This window comes from Acidovorax sp. LjRoot66 (assembly GCF_964253305.1).
Taxonomy (GTDB): domain Bacteria; phylum Pseudomonadota; class Gammaproteobacteria; order Burkholderiales; family Burkholderiaceae_C; genus Acidovorax.
The window spans coordinates 529,964-549,124 of sequence record NZ_CAXUQU020000001.1 but is presented as its reverse complement, the minus strand read 5'-3'; the positions used below and the strand labels follow the sequence as shown (position 1 = coordinate 549,124).

General features: G+C 67.4%; 21 protein-coding genes. 11 read left to right on the top strand and 10 right to left on the bottom strand.

Annotation, left to right across the window (positions count from 1 at the left end; translation table 11 throughout):
* Positions 1–12: 12 nt before the first annotated feature.
* The 4 genes from ACSQ3Y_RS02600 (at position 13) to ACSQ3Y_RS02585 (ending at position 4,476) form a co-directional block, all read left to right on the top strand.
* The gene (locus ACSQ3Y_RS02600) at positions 13–1,212 is read left to right on the top strand and encodes a threonine ammonia-lyase (protein ID WP_436176342.1); all 1,200 of its coding nucleotides are present in this window, start codon (positions 13–15) and stop codon (positions 1,210–1,212) included.
* A gap of 169 nt (positions 1,213–1,381) precedes the next feature.
* Complete coding sequence (locus tag ACSQ3Y_RS02595) at positions 1,382–1,528, top strand: hypothetical protein (protein ID WP_007860492.1); 147 nt, start codon at positions 1,382–1,384, stop codon at positions 1,526–1,528.
* Positions 1,529–1,619: 91 nt separating this feature from the next.
* On the top strand, positions 1,620–2,327 hold the full coding sequence (queC, locus tag ACSQ3Y_RS02590; protein WP_436176341.1) for a 7-cyano-7-deazaguanine synthase QueC: 708 nt from the start codon (positions 1,620–1,622) through the stop codon (positions 2,325–2,327).
* A 286-nt stretch (positions 2,328–2,613) separates the two neighbouring features.
* Positions 2,614–4,476, top strand: coding sequence for a phosphoenolpyruvate carboxykinase (GTP) (locus ACSQ3Y_RS02585; protein WP_436176340.1), 1,863 nt, complete (start codon positions 2,614–2,616; stop codon positions 4,474–4,476).
* A gap of 216 nt (positions 4,477–4,692) precedes the next feature.
* Here the strand turns inward: ACSQ3Y_RS02585 and ACSQ3Y_RS02580 are convergent, their stop codons facing one another.
* Positions 4,693–5,133 (bottom strand): hypothetical protein, encoded by a 441-nt coding sequence (locus ACSQ3Y_RS02580; protein ID WP_057200304.1) that lies wholly within the window; start codon positions 5,131–5,133, stop codon positions 4,693–4,695.
* A 193-nt stretch (positions 5,134–5,326) separates the two neighbouring features.
* Positions 5,327–5,752 (bottom strand): hypothetical protein, encoded by a 426-nt coding sequence (locus ACSQ3Y_RS02575; protein WP_428002867.1) that lies wholly within the window; start codon positions 5,750–5,752, stop codon positions 5,327–5,329.
* 127 nt (positions 5,753–5,879) lie between these two features.
* Here ACSQ3Y_RS02575 and ACSQ3Y_RS02570 point away from each other — a divergent pair, with 127 nt between their 5' ends.
* The 3 genes from ACSQ3Y_RS02570 (at position 5,880) to ACSQ3Y_RS02560 (ending at position 8,277) form a co-directional block, all read left to right on the top strand.
* Positions 5,880–6,872 (top strand): LysR family transcriptional regulator, encoded by a 993-nt coding sequence (locus ACSQ3Y_RS02570; protein WP_436176339.1) that lies wholly within the window; start codon positions 5,880–5,882, stop codon positions 6,870–6,872.
* A gap of 12 nt (positions 6,873–6,884) precedes the next feature.
* Positions 6,885–7,730, top strand: a complete 846-nt coding sequence (locus ACSQ3Y_RS02565) for a metallophosphoesterase (protein ID WP_436176338.1) — start codon at positions 6,885–6,887, stop codon at positions 7,728–7,730.
* Positions 7,731–7,854: 124 nt separating this feature from the next.
* Positions 7,855–8,277 (top strand): universal stress protein, encoded by a 423-nt coding sequence (locus ACSQ3Y_RS02560; RefSeq protein ID WP_057200308.1) that lies wholly within the window; start codon positions 7,855–7,857, stop codon positions 8,275–8,277.
* A 77-nt stretch (positions 8,278–8,354) separates the two neighbouring features.
* Here ACSQ3Y_RS02560 and ACSQ3Y_RS02555 read toward each other — a convergent pair whose 3' ends face one another.
* Together ACSQ3Y_RS02555 and ACSQ3Y_RS02550 are read right to left on the bottom strand one after the other, a co-directional pair.
* Positions 8,355–8,975, bottom strand: coding sequence for a TetR/AcrR family transcriptional regulator (locus ACSQ3Y_RS02555; RefSeq protein WP_436176337.1), 621 nt, complete (start codon positions 8,973–8,975; stop codon positions 8,355–8,357).
* 164 nt (positions 8,976–9,139) lie between these two features.
* On the bottom strand, positions 9,140–10,054 hold the full coding sequence (locus tag ACSQ3Y_RS02550) for a LysR family transcriptional regulator ArgP (protein WP_057200783.1): 915 nt from the start codon (positions 10,052–10,054) through the stop codon (positions 9,140–9,142).
* 128 nt (positions 10,055–10,182) lie between these two features.
* Here ACSQ3Y_RS02550 and ACSQ3Y_RS02545 point away from each other — a divergent pair, with 128 nt between their 5' ends.
* On the top strand, positions 10,183–11,523 hold the full coding sequence (locus ACSQ3Y_RS02545; protein ID WP_436176336.1) for a D-amino acid dehydrogenase: 1,341 nt from the start codon (positions 10,183–10,185) through the stop codon (positions 11,521–11,523).
* 39 nt (positions 11,524–11,562) lie between these two features.
* Here the strand turns inward: ACSQ3Y_RS02545 and ACSQ3Y_RS02540 are convergent, their stop codons facing one another.
* Both ACSQ3Y_RS02540 and ACSQ3Y_RS02535 read right to left on the bottom strand, forming a co-directional pair.
* Complete coding sequence (locus ACSQ3Y_RS02540) at positions 11,563–12,621, bottom strand: M14 family zinc carboxypeptidase (protein ID WP_436176335.1); 1,059 nt, start codon at positions 12,619–12,621, stop codon at positions 11,563–11,565.
* Entirely contained in the window at positions 12,618–13,400 is a 783-nt protein-coding gene (locus tag ACSQ3Y_RS02535) for an alpha/beta fold hydrolase (RefSeq protein ID WP_057200311.1), read from the bottom strand. The genes ACSQ3Y_RS02540 and ACSQ3Y_RS02535 overlap by 4 nt, the downstream gene beginning before the upstream one ends.
* 198 nt (positions 13,401–13,598) lie before the next feature.
* Here ACSQ3Y_RS02535 and ACSQ3Y_RS02530 point away from each other — a divergent pair, with 198 nt between their 5' ends.
* The 3 genes from ACSQ3Y_RS02530 (at position 13,599) to ACSQ3Y_RS02520 (ending at position 15,321) form a co-directional block, all read left to right on the top strand.
* Positions 13,599–14,120 carry a flavin reductase family protein gene (locus tag ACSQ3Y_RS02530; RefSeq protein ID WP_057200312.1) on the top strand — a complete coding sequence of 174 codons (522 nt, stop codon included), beginning with the start codon at positions 13,599–13,601 and terminating at the stop codon, positions 14,118–14,120.
* A 162-nt stretch (positions 14,121–14,282) separates the two neighbouring features.
* Positions 14,283–14,738, top strand: a complete 456-nt coding sequence (locus tag ACSQ3Y_RS02525; RefSeq protein WP_057200313.1) for an SH3 domain-containing protein — start codon at positions 14,283–14,285, stop codon at positions 14,736–14,738.
* Between the two features lie 7 nt (positions 14,739–14,745).
* A complete protein-coding gene (locus tag ACSQ3Y_RS02520) occupies positions 14,746–15,321 on the top strand; it encodes an MOSC domain-containing protein (protein WP_057266771.1) in 576 nt (191 codons plus the stop codon).
* Between the two features lie 20 nt (positions 15,322–15,341).
* Here the strand turns inward: ACSQ3Y_RS02520 and yccS are convergent, their stop codons facing one another.
* Genes yccS through minD form a run of 4 tightly spaced genes read right to left on the bottom strand, consistent with a single transcriptional unit; the run spans position 15,342 to position 19,160 of the window.
* Positions 15,342–17,567 carry a YccS family putative transporter gene (gene yccS, locus ACSQ3Y_RS02515; protein ID WP_436176334.1) on the bottom strand — a complete coding sequence of 742 codons (2,226 nt, stop codon included), beginning with the start codon at positions 17,565–17,567 and terminating at the stop codon, positions 15,342–15,344.
* A gap of 60 nt (positions 17,568–17,627) precedes the next feature.
* A complete protein-coding gene (locus ACSQ3Y_RS02510; protein WP_436176333.1) occupies positions 17,628–18,020 on the bottom strand; it encodes a VOC family protein in 393 nt (130 codons plus the stop codon).
* Positions 18,021–18,071: 51 nt separating this feature from the next.
* Entirely contained in the window at positions 18,072–18,338 is a 267-nt protein-coding gene (gene minE / locus ACSQ3Y_RS02505) for a cell division topological specificity factor MinE (RefSeq protein WP_056163087.1), read from the bottom strand.
* A 3-nt stretch (positions 18,339–18,341) separates the two neighbouring features.
* Positions 18,342–19,160, bottom strand: a complete 819-nt coding sequence (minD, locus tag ACSQ3Y_RS02500; RefSeq protein WP_057200317.1) for a septum site-determining protein MinD — start codon at positions 19,158–19,160, stop codon at positions 18,342–18,344.
* Position 19,161 lies beyond the last annotated feature (1 nt).

Here is a 19,161-nt window from a genome sequence, read left to right as displayed (position 1 = left end):
ACAATGGCGGCCATGCTGACCCTCCAAGACATCCACGCCGCCGCTGCCCGCGTCCAGGGCCATGTGCTCGACACGCCCTGTGTCGAATCCAAGACCCTCTCGCAGATCGTGGGGGCGCAGGTGTTTCTCAAGTTCGAGAACCTGCAGTTCACCGCCTCGTTCAAGGAGCGCGGCGCCTGCAACAAGCTGGTGCAGCTGAGCGCGCAGGAGCAGGCCAGCGGCGTGGTCGCCATGAGCGCCGGCAACCATGCCCAGGGCGTGGCCTACCATGCGCAGCGCCTGGGCCTGCACGCGGTGATCGTGATGCCGCGCTTCACCCCGGGCGTGAAGGTGCAGCGCACGCGCGGCTTCGGTGCCGAGGTGGTGCTGCACGGCGACACCCTTGAAGAGGCGCGGTCCCATGCCTACCAGTTGGCCGAGCAGCGCGGGCTGACTTTCGTACACCCCTACGACGACGAGGCCGTGGCCGCCGGTCAGGGAACGCTGGCCCTGGAGATGCTGGCCGCCGTGCCCGACCTCGACACCCTGGTGGTCGCCGTGGGTGGCGGGGGCATGATTGCAGGCGTGGCCACGGCGGCCAAGGCGATCCGCCCGGACATCGAGATCGTGGGCGTGCAGACCATGCGCTTTCCGGCCATGGTCAATGCCATCCAGGGCACACAGCACCCGCAAGGCACATCGACCATCGCCGAAGGCATTGCCGTGGGCACGCCCGGCAAGATCACGCAGGAGATCATCCAGCGCCTGGTGGACGATCTGGTGCTGGTGGACGAGGGCGACATCGAGCAGGCGGTGCTGATGCTGCTGGAGATCGAAAAGACCCTGGTGGAGGGCGCCGGCGCCGCCGGCCTGGCGGCACTGGTGCGCTACCCCGAGCGCTTCAAGGGCAAGAAGGTGGGACTGGTGCTGTGCGGAGGCAATATCGACCCGCTGCTGCTGGCGGCCATCATCGAGCGCGGCATGGTGCGCTCGGGCCGGCTGGCACGCGTCAAGGTCAGTGCGCGCGACATCCCGGGGGTGCTGGCACGCATCACGGCCATGGTGGCCGACACGGGCGCCAACATCGAGGAGGTGCACCACCAGCGCGCCTTCACCATGCTGGCCGCACAGAATGTGGAGATCGAACTGGTGCTGCAGACGCGGGGCAAGGCCCATATCGAAGAGGTGCTGCAACACCTGCACGATGGGGGCATGGAAGCCGTGCTGATCTGATACGGATTTGCCTTCAACCGTATAACGTCGTTGGTTCGCCTTGCCGTGCTACAGCACTGTCTGCGGCTCCCGCCTAGTTGTACGATCAAATGCAAATCCGTATGAGGGAGTTGGTCCTGCCTCCCACTCCGGCTAGAATTGCGCAAGTTTTAAGCATCTGGAGCCCCGCATGTCCGACCACAATACCCCCCACGCCCCTGAAGAGCATCCGGCCGACGCCGTGGAAAACGTGGTGCCGCTGATGCCCATCGTGCTGCCCGTGGTGGGCGGCATCATGATGTTTTTGCTGGCGTTCATCGCCGTGAACATGGCCTGATCGCCACGGAGCGCCCCACACGCTTCCATGGTAGCCCCGCGCAGCGGGGCTTTTTTTCGTCCTTTTTTCTTCAACCCCCAGGAGCCGCCCCATGAGACCCGGAAGCGCATTGGTTCTTTTCTCCGGTGGACAGGATTCCACCACCTGCCTGGCCTGGGCGCTCACGCACTTCGCCCATGTCGAGACCGTCGGCTTCGACTATGGCCAGCGCCACCACATCGAGCTCACGGCCCGCCAGACCGTCCTCGCGGCCGTGCGCGAGCGCTTTCCGCAATGGGCTGGCCGGCTCGGCGAGGACCACATGCTCGACCTCGCCGTGCTGGGCCGCATCAGCGACACAGCACTGACCAGCGAGACCGAGATCCAGATGACCGCCGCCGGCCTGCCCAACACCTTCGTGCCCGGGCGCAACCTGCTGTTCTTCAACCTGGCGGCCGCCGTGGGCTACCGGCGCGGGCTGCACACCCTGGTGGGCGGCATGTGCGAGACGGACTTCTCAGGCTACCCGGACTGCCGCGACGACACGCTGAAGGCGCTGCAGGTGGCCGTGTCGCTGGGCATGGGCCAGCGCTTCACCTTCGAGACCCCGCTGATGTGGCTGGACAAGGCCGACAGCTGGCAACTGGCGAAGGACCTGGGCGGCCAGGCGCTGGTGGACGTGGTCCTGGAGGAGTCCCACACCTGCTACCACGGTGTGCGCGGTGAGCGCCATGCCTGGGGCTATGGCTGCGGCACCTGCCCCGCCTGCGCCCTGCGCAAGGCCGGCTACGAGCGTTGGGTCGGCTCGGCACCTGCCTGAGGCACACCTCCCCAGCACATAACCCCATGCATCTTTTGCATGGATTTAGACCCTGTCTGACAGACAAGCGGGCGGTAGATTCATAAAATCGACATCCCAGCCGACCCGCGGAATCCGTGGAAGCCGTCCTCCACCCCGTGGGGATGACCCGCGCCCCGCCCGCCGACTGAGCCAGAAAGCCGTTTTTTCAAAGGCAGCGCTCAGCATCCGCACCTGCGCCAGGCCCCTCGCCCCGCCACGGGTCGCTTCCTTTGAAAAGACTGTTTTTCAACTTAGGAAGCTCCCGATGAACGCACCCACCATGCAGGGCCTGAATCTCAACGCCCCCTCGCACGTCAAGAATGCCCGGCTGATTGCCTGGGTGGCCGACATGGCCGCCCTGTGCAAGCCCGACAGCATCTACTGGTGCGACGGCAACCAGGAAGAGTACGACCGCCTGTGCCAGCAGCTGGTGGACGCCGGCACCTTCAAGAAGCTCAACCCCGCCAAGCGCCCCGGCAGCTACCTGGCCTGGTCCGACCCGTCGGACGTGGCGCGCGTGGAAGACCGCACCTACATCTGCTCGGCCGCCAAGGAAGATGCCGGCCCTACCAACAACTGGATGGCCCCGGCCGAGATGCGCACCACGCTGCAGCCCCTGTTCGACGGCTGCATGAAGGGCCGCACCATGTACGTGGTGCCCTTCAGCATGGGCCCGCTGGGCTCGCCCATCGCCCACATCGGCATCGAGCTGTCCGACAGCCCCTACGTGGCCGTGAACATGAAGATCATGACCCGCATGGGCAAGGCGGTGTACGACGTGCTCGGCGTGGACGGCGAGTTCGTGCCCTGCGTGCACACCGTGGGTGCGCCCCTGGCCGCCGGCCAGGCCGACGTGAAGTGGCCCTGCAACAAGACCAAGTACATCGTGCACTACCCCGAGACGCGCGAGATCTGGAGCTACGGCTCGGGCTACGGCGGCAATGCGCTGCTGGGCAAGAAGTGCTTCGCTCTGCGCATCGCCTCCACCATGGGCCGTGACCAGGGTTGGCTGGCCGAGCACATGCTGATCCTGGGCGTGAGCAACCCCGAAGGCCAGAAGTACCACGTGGCCGCCGCCTTCCCCAGCGCCTGCGGCAAGACCAATTTCTCGATGCTGGTGCCGCCGGATGCCTTCGACGGCTGGAAGGTCACCACCATCGGCGACGACATCGCCTGGATCAAGCCCCAGGCCGATGGCAGCCTGCGTGCCATCAACCCCGAGGCTGGCTACTTCGGCGTGGCTCCCGGCACCAACACACTGACCAACCCCAACTGCATGGCCAGCCTGGACAAGGACGTGATCTTCACCAACGTCGCCCTGACCGATGACGGCGACGTCTGGTGGGAAGGCATGGAAAAGGACACCGGCGGCCTGCCCGCCCACCTGATCGACTGGCAAGGCAACGACTGGACACCCGAGATCGCCAAACAGACCGGCGCCAAGGCCGCCCACCCCAACGCCCGCTTCACCGTGGCCGCCACCAACAACCCCGCGCTCGACCCCGCCTGGGACGACCCCAAGGGCGTGAAGATCGACGCCTTCATCTTCGGTGGCCGCCGTTCGACCACGGTGCCGCTGGTGACCGAGGCACGCAACTGGACCGAAGGCGTCTACATGGCCGCCACCATGGGCTCCGAAACCACGGCTGCCGCCGCCGGCCAGCAGGGCGTGGTGCGCCGCGACCCGTTCGCGATGCTGCCCTTCATGGGCTACAACATGAGCGACTACTTCCAGCACTGGCTGACGCTGGGCGAGAAGCTGGCCGCGTCGGGCGCCACCCTGCCCCGCATCTACACCACCAACTGGTTCCGCAAGGACGAGGCCGGCAAGTTCGTCTGGCCCGGCTACGGCGAAAACATGCGCGTGCTCAAGTGGATGATCGACCGCCTGGAAGGCAAGGCCACGGGCGAGCAGACCATGTTCGGCGTGGCCCCGGCCTACGCCGAGATCAACTGGACCGGCCTGGATTTCAGCGCCGCCCAGTTCAACACCGTGACCAGCATCGACAAGGCCGCCTGGGCCGAAGAGCTCAAGCTCCACACGACGCACTTCGAGCAGTTGGCCTACCACCTGCCACAGGCCCTGCTGGACACCAAGGCTGCCATCGAAAAGCGCCTGGCTGCCTGATGGCATTTCTGGTGCCTGGCTTGCCGGCACCATAAAAAAGCCGCCCCGACTGCAAGGTCCGGGCGGCTTTTTCACGGCAGGCGCTTTGGCGAAGTGTTGGCACGGTGGTTGGTGAGAAGCCCAGAAGCAACAAAAAAGCCGTGGCACAGGCCACGGCTTGAATGTATTGCGAGGGTAGCCAGACCGGTCGCGCGCGGCGACCGGCGGGCTGACCGCTCAGTTGTACCCGCGGATGTCGTTCAACGTGGGCACACCCATGGCATGGTTCAGCTCGGCCATGATGCGCGGGTCGCGGATGGCGACTTGCCAGGTGCGCTGGTCTTCGGCCGCCCGGCGATTGCTTTCGACCCAGCGGGCGAAGCCGGCACGCAGCGAAGCGGCGGCACGGCGGGCAGGTACGGACAGCAGGGCCAGCGCGGCGAATGCCACCAGCCACAGCACCATCCAGGCGGCCAGCAAGTGGCCTTCGCTCCAGGTGTCGATCACCTGGTTGGCGACCACCAGCAGGGCGGAGACGACGGCTGCCAGCAGCAGGGAGGACGCGCCACGGGCGCTGTCGAAGCTGGCTGCGATGCCCTTGATGGCAGCGGCAGCGTTTTGGGCGCGGATCACGCCAGAGTGTTCGGTAGGATAGTCAACGTGTGCAAAATTGGTCATTTCGGTTCCCTTTATCAGCGCTTTTGGCGACATTGCCGGGCGAGTGAGTGAATCTTAGGGTTTACCCCATGTGTTATCAAGTTTATATCTTGAATCACTGCCATTCACGGCAGTGATGTACTGTAGGTGCAGCCCCGCCAGCAACAAAAAAGCCGTGGCATGCCACGGCTTTGCAGCGCAAAAGCTAACCGACTCAGTAGTACTTGCGGATGTCGCTCATCCCATAGTTCAGTTCGGCCATGATGCGCGGATCGCGCAGAGCGACCTGCCAAGTGCGGCTGTCTTCGGCGGCGTGGCGGCGGCTTTCGGCCCAGCTGGAAGCAGCGGCGCGCAGGGCCAGACCGGCACGGCGGGCCGGTGCGGACAGCAGGGCGAGGGCAGCGAACGCCACCAGCCAGAGCACGACCCAGGCCGACAGCAGGTGGCCGTCGGTCCAGCGATCGACCACCTGGTTGGCCAGCACCAGCAAGGCGGAGACCACGGCGGCCAGCACCAGGGAGGCAGCGCCACGGGCACTGTCGAAGCCTGCGGCGATGCCCTTGAGGGCAGCCGCAGCCTTTTCGGCGCGGATCACGCCAGGGTGTTCGGTTGGATAGTCCACGTGTACAAAATTGGTCATTTCGGTTCCCCTATCGAGCGCTTTTGGCGACATTGCCGGGCGATGTCGCAATACTAGGGTTTACCCTTTAGTCTTTCAAATTTATATGTTGAATCATTGGTATTCACATTGGTGATGATTTGAAACCATGTCCAGCCGCCTGAACTTCCGCTCCCTCGACCTGAACCTGCTCAGGGTCTTTGACGAGGTCATGGCCGAGCGCAGCCTGACCAAGGCGGCGCACAAGCTGTCGCTGACCCAGCCAGCCGTGAGCAACGCCATGCGCCGCCTGCGCGAGGTGCTCGGCGACGACTTGGTGGTGCGCAGCGGCCAGGGGGTGGAGCCCACGCCCCGGGCACTGGCCCTGTGGCCCCCCATTCGCGATGCGCTCACGCAGTTGCAGGAATCGCTGGCACCCGGCCGCTTCGACCCGGCCACGGCCGAATCCACCTTCGTGCTGGCCATGGCCGATGCCACGGGTGCGACCCTGGTGCCCGGCCTGGTGGAGATTCTGGAGAGCGAGGCGCCCGGTGTCGCGGTGCGGGTGGTGCCCTTGACGACGCGCGACCCGCGCCGGCTGCTGGAGGAAGAGGCAGCCGACATGGCCGTGGGCTACTTCCCCGCCGTGCTGGCCGACCTCACTGCACGCGAGCAGTCGGGCGGCATGGTGTCGTTCGAGAGCCGGCGGCTGTACGACAGCGAATACATGTGCGTGATGCGCCAGGGCCACCCGCTGGCCGATGCGCCCCTCACGCTGGATGCCTACTGCGAGGCACGCCACATGCTGGTGAGCTTTTCGGGCCGGCCCTTCGGCTTCATCGACGAGGCGCTGGCATCGCTCGGGCGGCGCCGGCGGGTGGTGCTCACGGTGAACCAGTTCTTCACAGCGGGCCGCGTGGTCTCGGGTTCGGACATGCTGACCGTTCTGCCGCGCCACTTCGTACCGGTGACCGGTATCGCGGATGCCCTGGTGCAGCGCAACCTGCCCTTCGACGTGCCGCCCGTGCACGTGGACGCACTGTGGCGCCGCAACAGCACGCAGGAGGCGGCCATGGGCTGGCTGCTGTCGGCATTGGCGCGCGCGGCACGGCGCGCCTTTCCCCAAGGGGAGCCCGGCCATTCGGCCGGCGCGACCCCTTAGACTGCACAGCCCATGAAAATCCAGATCCTGTCCGACCTGCACCTCGAAGCCAACCCCGATTTCCTGCCCGAGCCCGCACCGGGCGCCGACCTGCTGGTTCTGGCGGGCGACATCGGCTCCTACCAGGAGGGGGGGCGCATGCAGGACGAGGACTTCGGCCTGGCGCGTTTTTCGCCGCTGCCGCAGTTCGCCGGCTGGCCTACGCCGGTGCTGTTCGTCCCGGGCAACCATGAGTACGACGCGCTCGACTTCGATACCGCCCACGCGCGCCTGCGCGCCACCTGTGAGCGCCTGGGCATCCGCATGCTGGAGCGCGAGACGCTGGTGATGGACAGCGTGCGCTTCGTGGCCACCACCCTGTGGGCCGACTACGACGCGCTGGCGGACGATGCGCAAGTGACCGACCTCGCCCGGCGCCTGAAGCTGCGCGAGAAGGCCTTCCGCGCGGCCAACCACTACCTGCGCAAGACCGGCGGCACCAAGGACGGGGAGCCCTTCCTGGCCGAGCCCATGCGCGAGCTGGCGCTGCTGTGCACAGAGTGGCTGCGCGAAGCACTGGCCACGCCCTTCGACGGCACCACGGTGGCCATCACCCACTTTGCGCCGAGCCTGCGCAGCGCCGACCCGCGCTACGGCGTGGTGCCGGGTACGGCCGGCTTTTGCAATGTGCTCGATGAGCTGCTGCCCCATGCGCAGGTATGGATCCACGGTCACCTGCATGCGCCGAGCGACTACACGGTGCAGGGCACGCGGGCCGATGGCAGCCCCTTTGCATGCCGGGTGGTGGCCAACCCGCTGGGTTATGCCCGCAATGGAGAACAGGAAACCTTCCGGCCCCGTTACTGTGTAACCGTATGATGGCCTGCACGGGCCACCCACCCGTGCAGCGCAGGAAGAAAACCTGACACAGGTCAAGACAACAATCGCCGGCGCCCCTTACCCTGGCCACTCTGGTCTTGCCATTCCAACAAGGAGAACTTGCATGAACATCCTGCTCGCTGTCGACGGCAGCGCCTTTACCAAGAAAATGCTCGCCTACCTGGCTGCGCACGAGGAACTGCTGGGCCCCAAGCACAACTACACGGTGCTCACCGTGCAGGCGCCCCTGCCCGCCCGCGCCCGTTCGGCCCTGGGCAAGGAAGCCGTGGACACCTACCACGCCGAGGAAGCCGACAAGATCCTGGCCCCGGTGCTCAAGTTCATCTCCCGCCAGGGCGTGCAGGCCAAGACCATCGTCAAGGTCGGTCAGGTCGGTGAAACCATTGCCAAGGTGGCGGACTCCGGCCGATACGACCTGTTGGTGATGGGCTCGCACGGCCATGGTGCGCTCGCCACCCTGGTCATGGGCTCCGTCACGACGCAGGTGCTGGCGCACTGCAAGGTGCCGGTGTTGCTGGTGCGCTGAGTTGGCGGCGGCATGCGCCGCCCCCTCATGCAAAACGCCCGGAATGCCGGGCGTTTTCGCGTGCGGTCACCATCAATTCACCTCGATACCAGCCCATCGAAGCAGGTGCGCAGCACCAGGTCCACGATCTCGGCGTCGGAGTACTGGCCGCCTTCCTTGAGGAAGGTCACCACTGGATCGCAGGCGCGTGCGTACAGGGTGTACAGCACCACCAGCGGGGGCAGCGTGGGGTTGATCACGCCCTGTGCCTGGGCTTGCACGATCCACTCGCCAATCTGGTCGCTCACGGTGACCAGGCCGTCGAGGTAATCCTTGTCGGCCATGAGCACGGCGCGCAGCGAGGAGTTGCGGCTGGGCAGCAGCGGCATTTCGTTGGTCAGCAGGCGCTCCAGCGACCAGCGCACCAGGGCGCGCAGTTTCTCGTGCGCCGGCAGCTCGGCCGGAAGCGCGCTCAAGTAGGTACGCACCCGCGCGAGGATCTGCACCATGGCGGCACTGCACAGCTCTTCCTTGCTGCAGAAGTGCTTGTACAGGCTGGCCTTGGCGATGCCCACCGCATTGGCGACATCGTCCATGGTCATGGCGTCGAAGGCCTTTTCACCCAGCAGGCGACAGGCCGACTGGAGGATCGCGCCCTCCCGAGCCTGGTGCATCTGCTCCTTGAAGGACACTTTGGGTTGTAGCGTGGTGGTGGACATGGACCCCATCTTATACATTGCAGTAAAAAAATAAATGACAAAGTTGCAATACAACTACGCCGTTCACGTTTTAGTCTGCAGGAATCGTGCCGCCCCACTGCGGGGAGTGCCATTTCGTGCGGGTTACCCCCTGTTGACTGCTTTTACAGCCCCGGGCTTGTAGTTCACGGCTGGGTCAGCGTTTTTGCAGCCGTGGCCGTGAGCGCGGCGGTCAGGGCATCGAGCACCACCGACTCCAGGTTCCAGCAGTGCCAGTACAGCTGGATGGGCAGGGCATGGCCGGGAGCGAGGTCGACCATGCTGCCGTCGGCGATGGGCCCGCGCGCCAGCAGCTCGGGCACCACACCCACGGCCCAGCCAGCGGCGACGGCGCGCATCTGGCCTTCTGTGCTGGGCACGAACAGGTGATTGAGCGCCACGCGCTTGAGCCCGAAAGTGCGCGCCACGAACTCGGCCGCCATGTCGTCCTTGCGGTTGAACGACAGAAAGGACACCTCACGGAAGTTGTGCGGCGTAAGCCCATGGGGCAGGTGCTTCTCGGCAAACGCGGCGGACGCCACGGCCACGTAGCGCATGGCACCCAGCGGCACCATCTTGCAGCCGCGCAGCGCCTGCTTGAGGGTGGTGACGCAGCCCAGCACCTGGCCCGAGCGCAGCCACTCCTGCGTGAAGTCCTGGTCGTCGACGATGATTTCCAGCGGCAGGCGCTGGCCCACCAGCTCGTGCAGCGCGCCCATGGCCCAGGTGGCAATGCTGTCGGCATTGATGGCGATCGAGATGCGCTCGTCCTCGCGCGTGGCGCCGGGGGCGCTGGGGGCTAGCTCCTGCAGGTCGCGCTCCAGGTCGGCGCGCAAGAGGCGCATCTGCTTGGTGTGCTTGAGCAGCAACTGCCCCGCCGAGGTCGGCCGCAGCGGCCGGCTGCGCACGATGAGCACCGAGCCCACCTGGGCCTCCAGCGCACGCAGGCGCTGGGAGACAGCCGACTGCGTGACGTTCAGGCGCTGGGCGGCGCGCTCGAAGCCGCCTTCTTCGACGATGGCGGCAAGACATTCCAGGGCGGCGGGGTCGTAGGTGCTCATGGCGAGGATCTCGGCAAACGGGTGCAAGGGTGGCCTTGTGGGCACTGCTTGCATTAGACAGACTGATGCGTTTGGATTGAGTTTAATTTTGCTTTTAGTAGAACGCAATGTGGATCACACTGCCATCCATGAAAACCATCATCCTGGGCGCCGGCATCATCGGCATCAGCACCGCGTGGCACCTATTGGAGCGCGGCCACGAGGTCGTCGTGGTCGACCGCCAGCCCGATGCCGCGCTGGAAACGAGTTTTGCCAATGCCGCGCAGATCTCGGTGAGCTACTGCGAGCCCTGGGCCAACCGGGAGGCGCCGCTCAAGGCGCTCAAGTGGATGTTCGACAAGGAGGCGCCGCTGCTGTTCCGCCCCCAGCTCGACTGGGAGCAATGGCGCTGGAGCCTGAAGTTCCTGGCCCAGTGCAATGACAGGGCCTTCGAGCGCAATGTGCAGCAGATCGTGGCCCTGGGCGCCTACAGCCATGCCGCGCTCAAGGACCTGGTGGCCACCACCGGCATCGACTACAACCGGCTCGAACGCGGCATTGCCCACTTCTACACCGACCAGAAATCCTTCGACGATGCCGGCCACGCGGTGGAGCTGATGCGCAAGCATGGCGTGCAGCGTCGCCTGGTAAGCAAGGAAGAGCTGCTGCAGATCGAGCCGGCCTTCAAGGCCTATGGCGATCACATCACCGGCGGAACCTACACCAGCACCGATGAGAGCGGCGACGCCCGCGTGTTCACCCAGGCCCTGGCGCGCCGCTGCGCGGAGCGTGGCGTGCAATTCCTGTACGGCCACGACGTGCTGCGCCTGAACAAGATCGGCGACACCATCGATTCGGTGGCCGTCATGGCGCGCAGTGGCGCCAACGGCCTCAAGAAGGATTTCCTGCTCCAGGCCGATGCGGTCGTGGTGGCCTGCGGCTCCTACAGTGCGCCGCTGCTGCGCACGGTGGGCGTGGACCTGCCGATCTACCCCGGCAAGGGCTACAGCGCGACCTTCCCGCTGCTGCGCCCCGAGGCGGCGCCCTCGGTTTCCACCATCGACGACGGCCGCAAGATCGCCATGAGCCGCCTGGGCAATGTGCTGCGCGTGGCCGGCACCATCGAGCTGGGCGGCTACGACCTGTCGCTCGACTCGCCGGTCGCCAAGGCACGCTGCCACATGCTGTCGCGCCGCATCGAGGAAATCTTGCCCGGCGTGTGCGACACGCGCACGCCCGAGCAGGGCGGCAACCCGCAGTACTGGACGGGCCTGCGCCCCGCCACCCCGACCAACATCCCCTTCATCGGCCGCACCCGCGTGGGCAAGCTCTGGGTCAACGCCGGCCACGGCACCCTGGGCTGGACGCATGGCGCGGGCTCGGGCAAGGCGCTGGCCGAGCTGATCAGCGGCGAGCAGCCGGCAATGCACTTCGGCTTCCTGGGCGAGCGGGCCGCACGGCCCCGCAGAGCGACCCTCGCCACCTCCTGAACGCAGCGGGACCGGCCGCAGCAGCAGCGGCCGGCTTACTCACGGTCTGGGCTCGGGAGCCTGGGCCTCAGTCCAGTGCTCGCCCATCCAGCGCAGCAGGTCCTGCCACATGGAGCGCACTTCGGCATCCGCCGGCATGTTCAACGCATGCGGCAGCTCGATGGTGACCACCGGCATGCCCCGGTGCACGCCGCCGTAGTTGCCCAGCGAGCCCGGGAAGATGCCCACCTGGTCCAGCCACAGGCGGCCCAGCCGCTCGGGCGGCGACAGCGGGCCGTCGAAATCGAGCACGCCATAGGGCGCATGGATGCTCACGATCAGCTGCGGCCGGAAGGCCGCCATCTGCGCGTGCAGAAACTGCGACTCGGGTTCGGACAGCGGTGACTTGCCGGGGAAGCGCCGAGGGTCGCGCTTGGTGCGCTTGTCCCAGTAGAGGGGCGCATCCTTCTCCCAGCCGGGGGTGGGGAAGTTGCGGTTCAGGTCCACGCCACGGCCATTGGTGCGCGTGGCCGGCTTGGCCAGCAGGCCATCGGGGTTGAGTACCGGGATGAAGCGCCAGTGCACAGGCCGCTCGCTCTGCTCGGCCAGGGCGATCCAGCGCAGGGCCAGCGCCGCAGCCGTGAGTTCATCGCCATGGATGGCGCCGGCAATCAGCACGCGCAGCGGTGCATCGGCAGCACCCCGCACCACCGGCGCAGGCACGTCGCGCCAGAACAGGGGCACGCCATGGGCCGACACGGAGCCGCTGGGCGTGAGCCGTGCCTCCTCGCACTGCGTGCGCGATACCGAAGGCAGGCGCTGCAGGAACAGCGCGCAGGCCCCGGGTCCACTGGGTTCTGCCACGGGGGCAGCCGCCACCACGGGCGCTGGCACCAAGGCATCTGCCGCCGGCAGGCTGGCGGCATTCAGTGCTGCGGTGACCAGGGTCGTCTGTGCGGGCGTGGGCCGCTGGGCGCTCGCGCCACGCTCCACCCCGCTGCGTGGCGCCATCCACAGACCCCCCGCAGCCAGGGCCACCAGCAAGGTGCCCGCCAGCGCCGGGCCCCACCAGCCCGGTGCCTGCGACGCAACGGAAGAACCCGAACGGCCTTGTGTCAATGCAGAACCCGCGAGGAAGCCAGGAAATCCGCCAGCGCGCCATCAAAACCGTCGGGGTCTTCGAGTTGCGGCCAGTGGCCCGCATGCGGCAGGCTCAGGTGGCGCGCATCGGGCAGCACATGGGCCAGGGCCTGCAGGGCAGCGGGCGGCGTGCAGCGGTCCTGCGCGCCGCCGATGATCAGCGCCGGCATGTGCAGCCGGCCCAGCACGCCGGCACTGCGGTCGAAGGTGGAGAGCGCCTGCAGCGCGCGCCGGTAGGAACCTCTGTACACCTGTGACAGGGCATGGGTGGCCAGGCGCACGCCTTCGGGCAGCGCGCCGCTGCCGATGAACTGTGGAACCACGGCCTGGGCCAGCGATTCCATGCTGTCCTGTGCGGCATCGAGGGCCTTCAGCCGGGGCTCCACCCAGTCCGCCATCGCCTGCGCATCCAGCGCGGGGCCACCGGCGCACAGCACCATGCGGCGCACCAGGGCGCTCTGGCGCACGGCCACCTCCAGCGCCACCATGGCGCCCATGCCGTGGCCGACCAAGGTGACGGGGCCGCACTGCAACGCATCGATCAGCGCCATGCAGGCTTCGGCCAGACCCTTGAAGCCATAGGGTTCGATGGGGGCGCTGTTGCCATAGCCGGGCATGTCCCAGGCCACGGCCCGGTAGCCCAGGCTGGCCAGGGCTTCGACCTGGGGCGCAAAGGTCAGGTGGCCACCATCGGCGTCGTGCAGCATGAGCACGGTATGCCCGCTGCCCAGGGTGGAGAAATGGGGGAGAAGTGCCATGGGTATCCTGCGCAATCCCTGCCATGGCAAGGGTCGGTTCATGATAGCCGAGGTGTTTTTAACCCCGGACGGCGGTCAGGACATCCACGCCCCAGGCCCCGCATGCGCGACACCTGCAGCGCCCCCGGCCGCAACAGGGCCGTGGCATGCAGCCCATAATGGCCCCCTGCCCTTTTTCGGCCCCTGCGCCTGCCCTTTGTGAACCGCCCCCTGCCCCGCCCTGCCCTTGCCCGGCCCCCGAGCTTCTCCGCCCGCGAGTTCCGCGATGCGCTGGGCATGTTTGCCACCGGCGTCACCATCGTCACGGCGCGCAACGAGGACGGCACGCTGGTGGGGCTCACGGCCAGCTCGTTCAACTCTGTCTCGCTGGACCCGCCGCTGGTGCTGTGGAGCCTGTCGCGCGGCGCCAGCACCATGCCCACCTTTGCCAACGGCGCGCACTACGCGATCAACGTGCTGGCCGCAGACCAGAAGTCGCTGGCCGAGCGCTTTGCCACACGCGGCATCGACCGCTGGGCGGGCGTGGAACACCATGCCGGCATCAACGGCGCCCCGGTGCTCGATGGCGCGGCCGCCAGCTTCGAGTGCTTCAACCGCAGCCGCTATGAAGAGGGCGACCACCTGATCTTCGTGGGCGAGGTCGAGCGCTGCAGCCACCGTGCCGGTGTGCCCCCGCTGCTGTACCACGGCGGGCGCTTTTACACCGAGCATCCGCTGTAGACCGCTGGTGTGCCACAAGCCCACGCATCCCGCTGCGGCATGCGCCGGGGTTTTGACATGCACGGCGAAGCTGGAAGAATGGCCGGATCGCTTCCGGCCGCACCAGGCACCAACCCATGCCTGAGGGCGCTGCCGGGCCCGCCCTGCCTGCACTGGAGCCCCATGTCACTGCCCCGTCGCCTTCTCGCCTCCTGTCTCATCGGCCTGGTCCTGGCCACATCCGCCCAGGCGGCTCCACCGCGCAACATGGTCAGCGTGGCCAAGCCCGAGATCAACCTGCGCGCTGGTGCCGGGACCCGGCATCCAGCGTTGTTCACGCTGGGACGGGGCTTTCCACTGGAAGTCATCGGGCGCAGCGGCAACTGGCTGAAGGTGCGCGATTTCGAAAGAGACACCGGCTGGGTCCACCGCCCTCTGGTGGGCAAGACGCCCCACCACATCGTCAAGAGCCCCCGTGCCAACATCCGCAGTGCCCCGAGCACGCGCAGCCGGGTGCTGGGGACGGCGGAGAACGGCGAGGTGCTGCGCACCCTGGAGCGGCGCAGCGAGTGGGTCAAGGTCCAGCAGGACGGCGGCCCCAGGGGTTGGGTGGCCGGCCGCCTACTGTGGGGCTGGTGAGCGCCGAATGCAGGTGCGCAGCATCAACACGGGCAGTGCCCGGCGCCTGAAGGTGGGAGAGCGCAGCGTGCTCACCGCCATCGGCAAGCACCCGGTCGAGGGCCCCGTGGCCGTGCACCGCCTGGGCCTTGAGGGCGACGAGCAGGCCGACCCGAGCGTGCATGGCGGCCTGGACAAGGCCGTGTATGCCTACCCCGCCGCACACTACGCGTTCTGGCAGGCGCAGCGCCGCGAGCATGGTGTGAGCCTGTTCGATGAAGTGTTGCCTGCGGGCTTCGCGGGCGAGAACCTGACCGTGGACGGGCCGCTGGAGCACGAGATCTTCGTGGGCGACACCCTGCACTTCCCCGATTGCGTGCTGCGCGTGACCGCACCGCGCGAGCCCTGCTTCAAGTTCAACGCGGTGATGGGCTTTGCCCAGGCCAGCCGCGCGATGGCGCTGGCGGGCTGCTGCGGCTACTACCTGGCGGTGGACGAACCCGGCAGCATCGCCGCCGGCCAGCGCGCCACACTGGTGCCCGGCCGGCGCTCGCTGGGCATTGCGCAGGCCTTCGCGGCCAAGTTCGCAAAGCATTCGCGCTGACGCTGCAAGGCGCTTGCACGCTACACGGCCCGGCCGTGCGGCGGCTCCACCAGTTGCCGCGCCTGCTCCTGCAATTGCGGGAAGACCTTGCCCACCAGCGCCAGCTGAGCGGCCATGAGGCTGCGGGCCGGAGCGTGGGGCGGCGCGCTGCCGGTGGGGCCGAACTCCTGCAGCACCTGTGCCACGGCCGGCGCTGCAGGCGCTTTGCCGGTTCGCGCACCACTGGCCTGCTGGGCCTGCTCCAGCTTTTCAGCCAGGTGCTGCAGCGACAGCAGCAGGGCGCTGGCCATCTCCTCGTCTGCCGCGTCCATATCCGCCCCGGCCCCCCCGCGCTGCGCACCCAGGGCCGAGAGGTAATTGAGCTGGGTGTGCGACAGGCGCAGGAAGTTGGCCACCACCTCCACGTTGCCGCGCACGCTGCGCGGCTCCTTGAGCATGGCGCTGTAGGAGTTGGACAGCGCGGCATCGGCATTGTGCGCATTGCGCCGCGCCAGGCGGTATTCCAGGTGGTCGCGCTTGCCGCTGTGGTACTGCGCCAGGATGGCGCGCAGATACAGGGCCTGGGTCTGCAGCACCTGGGCCGCCAGCCGCGGCCACTGGCGCGACTGCCAGTGCGGCAGCACCAGCCAGGAGGCAGCGGCCGCGATCAGGCAGCCGGCGGCGGTGTCCAGCAGGCGCGCCAGGATCACGCCCTGGGCCATGCCCATCTGGTGAAAACCGAGCAGCAGCAAGGTGGTGACCGCAGCCGTGGCCAGCACGTAGCGGGTGTGCCGCGCGCCGAAGAACACCGCACCGGCGAACACCAGCAGCGCGGCCTGCACCAGCGCCCCCGGAAACAGCTGGATCGCCGCCCAGCCCATGGCCAGGCCGATGGCTGTGCCCTTGGCGCGCTGCAGGAGCCGCGTCTGCGTGGCCGCGTACTGCGGCTGGCTCACGAAGACGATGGTCAGCAGGATCCAGTAGCCGTGCGGGTCGCTGGTGGCCTGCATGAGGGCAAAGCCCGCCAGCAGCGACAGGGCCAGGCGCACGCTGTGGCGCAGCCAGGGCGACTGCGCGTGCAGCTGCGCACGCACGCGGCCCCAGGCATCGCGCAGGCTGCGCGGTTCACGGTCGAGCAGGGCATGGTCGGCGGCGCCCTGGGCGGCGGCATCGCCTGCCAGGGCACCCGCAAACACCCCGGCCATGGCCGCCAGGTTGTGGCCCAGGGCATGCAGTGAGCGCAGGGGCCGGGCCATGGAGGCCGCCCCCTGCGTGCCAACGAGGTCAGCGGCAATGCCATCCTGGTGCGCGATGGCGGCCTGCAGGTCCTCGATGGCGCGGGAGGTCATGCCCCCGTGCTGCGGGAGCGATTGCTGCTGGATGGCCAGCGACAGCTTGAGCGATTGCTCACCCAGCAGCGTGAGCACGCGCTGGCAGCGGTACAGCACGTCGCTGTGGAAGAACGCCGTGGCCAGCAGGTCGTAGTGCTCGTGCGAGGAGCTCACGCGCTCGTGCACGTCCTGCGCGGCCAGGTACTGGTGCATGGCGGTCTGCAGCCAGGCGGGTGGCTGGCCCCGACCCATGCGGCTCATGAGGCTTTCCTTGGCGGCGTTGAGGGCATCCACCACGCGCCCGTTGTGCAGGGCCAGCGCCATGCGCCGGCGCTCCAGGTCCACGTCGCGCACGGGCTCCAGCAGCAGGGCCTTCAGGCGCAGGTACTCCCCCAGCACCGCATACAGCCGGGCCAGGCGAAAGCGCACCGGCGCGCGCGGCATGGCCCCGGCCCAGGCCACCGACACCAGGCCATACCAGGCGGCACCGGCCAGCATCAGCGGCGTCGCCTGCGCTGCCCCGGCGCGGCTGGTGTGGGCGGCCAGGGCCGCATAGATGAACAGCACCAGCGAGCCGAAGGCAATGGCGCGGTAGCGCTCGCCAAGCGCCCCCAGCACGGTGAACGCCAGGGCCGACAGCGCCAGCACCCCCATCAGCGCCCAGGGCCAGGCCACCGTGGCCCACACCGCCAGCGCCATCAGGCCAAAGCAGCCCAGCGCCAGCAGCTGCGCGCGCAGGCGGCCACGCCAGCTGTCGTCGGTTTCGGTCAGGGCGCTGGCGATCACGCCCAGCAGCACCGGCATCAGCTCGGCCTGCCAGCCGGCCCACCAGCCCCAGGCCAGCACGGCGGCCAGCGCGCAGAAGGCCCGCGCCCCGCGCGTGACACCTTCATGGTTGCGTGCGCGCTGCCAGCTGGATTTCCAGGATTCGTCCACGGGACTGCCTCACATTAGGGATTACCCTAATATTAAGCAATAAACCGGCCAGGAGGCTGTTCAGGCCGCACCGTGGCAGCACACGCACAGCTTGTTGCCATCCGGGTCGCGGAAATACGCCCCGTAGTAGTTCGCGTGGTACTGCGGCCGCAGGCCAGGCAAGCCTTCGCAGCTGCCGCCATGGCGCAGGGCCAGGGCATGGACTTCGTCCACGGTGGTGCGGTCATCCGCCAGCAACGCGTTCATGGCGCCATTGCCGGGGCTGGCGGCCTGCCCGTCGAACGGGCGGCCGATGAGGACCAGCGGGCGCGCCACGCCGGGCACCTGCCAGCCGGCCCAGGGCACCTGCGCTTCGCAAAAGCGCTGTACCAGGCCAAGACGCTCCAGCACCGGGCCATAGAAGGCCAGGGCGCGCTCGAAATCGTTCACGCCGATATGGACATGGGACAGCATGCGCCGATCTCCTCCTCAAGAATGCTCGCCGCACGACAGCGGCGCGAGACCTCAGCGCACGGTGTCGGGCAGCTCGATCTTGACCTCGAGCACTTCCAGGTTGTCCTGGCGTTCCAGGTGCACCTTGAGGTCTTCGGGGTTGATCTTCACGTACTTGGAGATCACGGCCACCAGTTCGCGCTGCAGCGCGGGCAGGTAGTCGGGCTCGGAGGCGTTGCGGCCGTTGCGTTCGTGCGCCAGGATGATCTGCAGACGCTCCTTGGCAACGCTGGCCGTCTTCTTCTTTTCACCAAGAAGAAAGGAAAGGAAGGATGCCATGGCTTACTTGCTCCCGAACAGGCGTTTGAAGAAGCCGGGCTTCTCCGCGTCGATGAAGCGCAGGGGCTTGTCGGTCTGGCCGAGGAAACGATCGATCACGTCCTTGTAGGCTTCCGAGACGTCGCTGCCCTGCGAATGGATGGCGGGCGTGCCCTGGTTGGACGACTGCAGCACCACCTCGGATTCGGGGATCACGCCGATGAGCTTGATGCGCAGGATGTCCTGGATGTCTTCGAGCGAGAGCATCTGCCCGTCTTCGACGCGGCTCGGGTTGTAGCGCGTAATGAGCAGATGCTCCTTGATCGGCTCGCCGCCCTCGATGGCGCGTTTGGTCTTGCTGCCCAGCATGCCCAGGATGCGGTCGGAATCGCGCACCGAAGAGACTTCGGGGTTGGTGACCAGCAAGGCCTCGTCGGCGAAGTGCATGGCCATGAGGGCGCCGCTTTCGATGCCGGCAGGCGAATCGCAGACGATGTACTCGAAGCCCATTTCGGCGAGGTCCTTGAGGATCTTTTCCACGCCGTCCTGCTTGAGGGCGTCCTTGTCGCGCGTCTGGCTGGCGGCCAGCACGAACAGGTTATCGCACTGCTTGTCCTTGATGAGGGCCTGGTTCAGGTTGGCCTCGCCCTGGATCACGTTGATGAGGTCGTACACCACGCGGCGCTCGCAGCCCATGATCAGGTCCAGGTTGCGCAGGCCGACGTCAAAGTCGATCACGGCAGTCTTGTGCCCGCGCATGGCGAGGCCGGAGGCAAAGCTGGCGCTGGTGGTGGTCTTGCCCACACCACCCTTGCCGGAGGTCACGACGACGATTTTGGCCATG

Bases quoted from the DNA above. Each gene is read 5' to 3' on its own strand.
- ACSQ3Y_RS02510 (WP_436176333.1), bottom strand. From the start codon at position 18,020: ATGCTGTCCCATGTCCATATCGGCGTGAACGATTTCGAGCGCGCCCTG.
- ACSQ3Y_RS02600 (WP_436176342.1), top strand. From the start codon at position 13: ATGCTGACCCTCCAAGACATCCACGCCGCCGCTGCCCGCGTCCAGGGC.
- ACSQ3Y_RS02575 (WP_428002867.1), bottom strand. From the start codon at position 5,752: ATGACCAATTTTGTACACGTGGACTATCCAACCGAACACCCTGGCGTG.
- ACSQ3Y_RS02555 (WP_436176337.1), bottom strand. From the start codon at position 8,975: ATGTCCACCACCACGCTACAACCCAAAGTGTCCTTCAAGGAGCAGATG.
- minD (WP_057200317.1), bottom strand. From the start codon at position 19,160: ATGGCCAAAATCGTCGTCGTGACCTCCGGCAAGGGTGGTGTGGGCAAG.
- ACSQ3Y_RS02595 (WP_007860492.1), top strand. From the start codon at position 1,382: ATGTCCGACCACAATACCCCCCACGCCCCTGAAGAGCATCCGGCCGAC.
- ACSQ3Y_RS02585 (WP_436176340.1), top strand. From the start codon at position 2,614: ATGAACGCACCCACCATGCAGGGCCTGAATCTCAACGCCCCCTCGCAC.
- ACSQ3Y_RS02550 (WP_057200783.1), bottom strand. From the start codon at position 10,054: ATGAGCACCTACGACCCCGCCGCCCTGGAATGTCTTGCCGCCATCGTC.
- minE (WP_056163087.1), bottom strand. From the start codon at position 18,338: ATGGCATCCTTCCTTTCCTTTCTTCTTGGTGAAAAGAAGAAGACGGCC.
- ACSQ3Y_RS02570 (WP_436176339.1), top strand. From the start codon at position 5,880: ATGTCCAGCCGCCTGAACTTCCGCTCCCTCGACCTGAACCTGCTCAGG.
- ACSQ3Y_RS02580 (WP_057200304.1), bottom strand. From the start codon at position 5,133: ATGACCAATTTTGCACACGTTGACTATCCTACCGAACACTCTGGCGTG.
- ACSQ3Y_RS02560 (WP_057200308.1), top strand. From the start codon at position 7,855: ATGAACATCCTGCTCGCTGTCGACGGCAGCGCCTTTACCAAGAAAATG.
- ACSQ3Y_RS02535 (WP_057200311.1), bottom strand. From the start codon at position 13,400: ATGGCACTTCTCCCCCATTTCTCCACCCTGGGCAGCGGGCATACCGTG.
- ACSQ3Y_RS02520 (WP_057266771.1), top strand. From the start codon at position 14,746: ATGCAGGTGCGCAGCATCAACACGGGCAGTGCCCGGCGCCTGAAGGTG.
- ACSQ3Y_RS02565 (WP_436176338.1), top strand. From the start codon at position 6,885: ATGAAAATCCAGATCCTGTCCGACCTGCACCTCGAAGCCAACCCCGAT.
- queC (WP_436176341.1), top strand. From the start codon at position 1,620: ATGAGACCCGGAAGCGCATTGGTTCTTTTCTCCGGTGGACAGGATTCC.
- ACSQ3Y_RS02525 (WP_057200313.1), top strand. From the start codon at position 14,283: ATGTCACTGCCCCGTCGCCTTCTCGCCTCCTGTCTCATCGGCCTGGTC.
- ACSQ3Y_RS02545 (WP_436176336.1), top strand. From the start codon at position 10,183: ATGAAAACCATCATCCTGGGCGCCGGCATCATCGGCATCAGCACCGCG.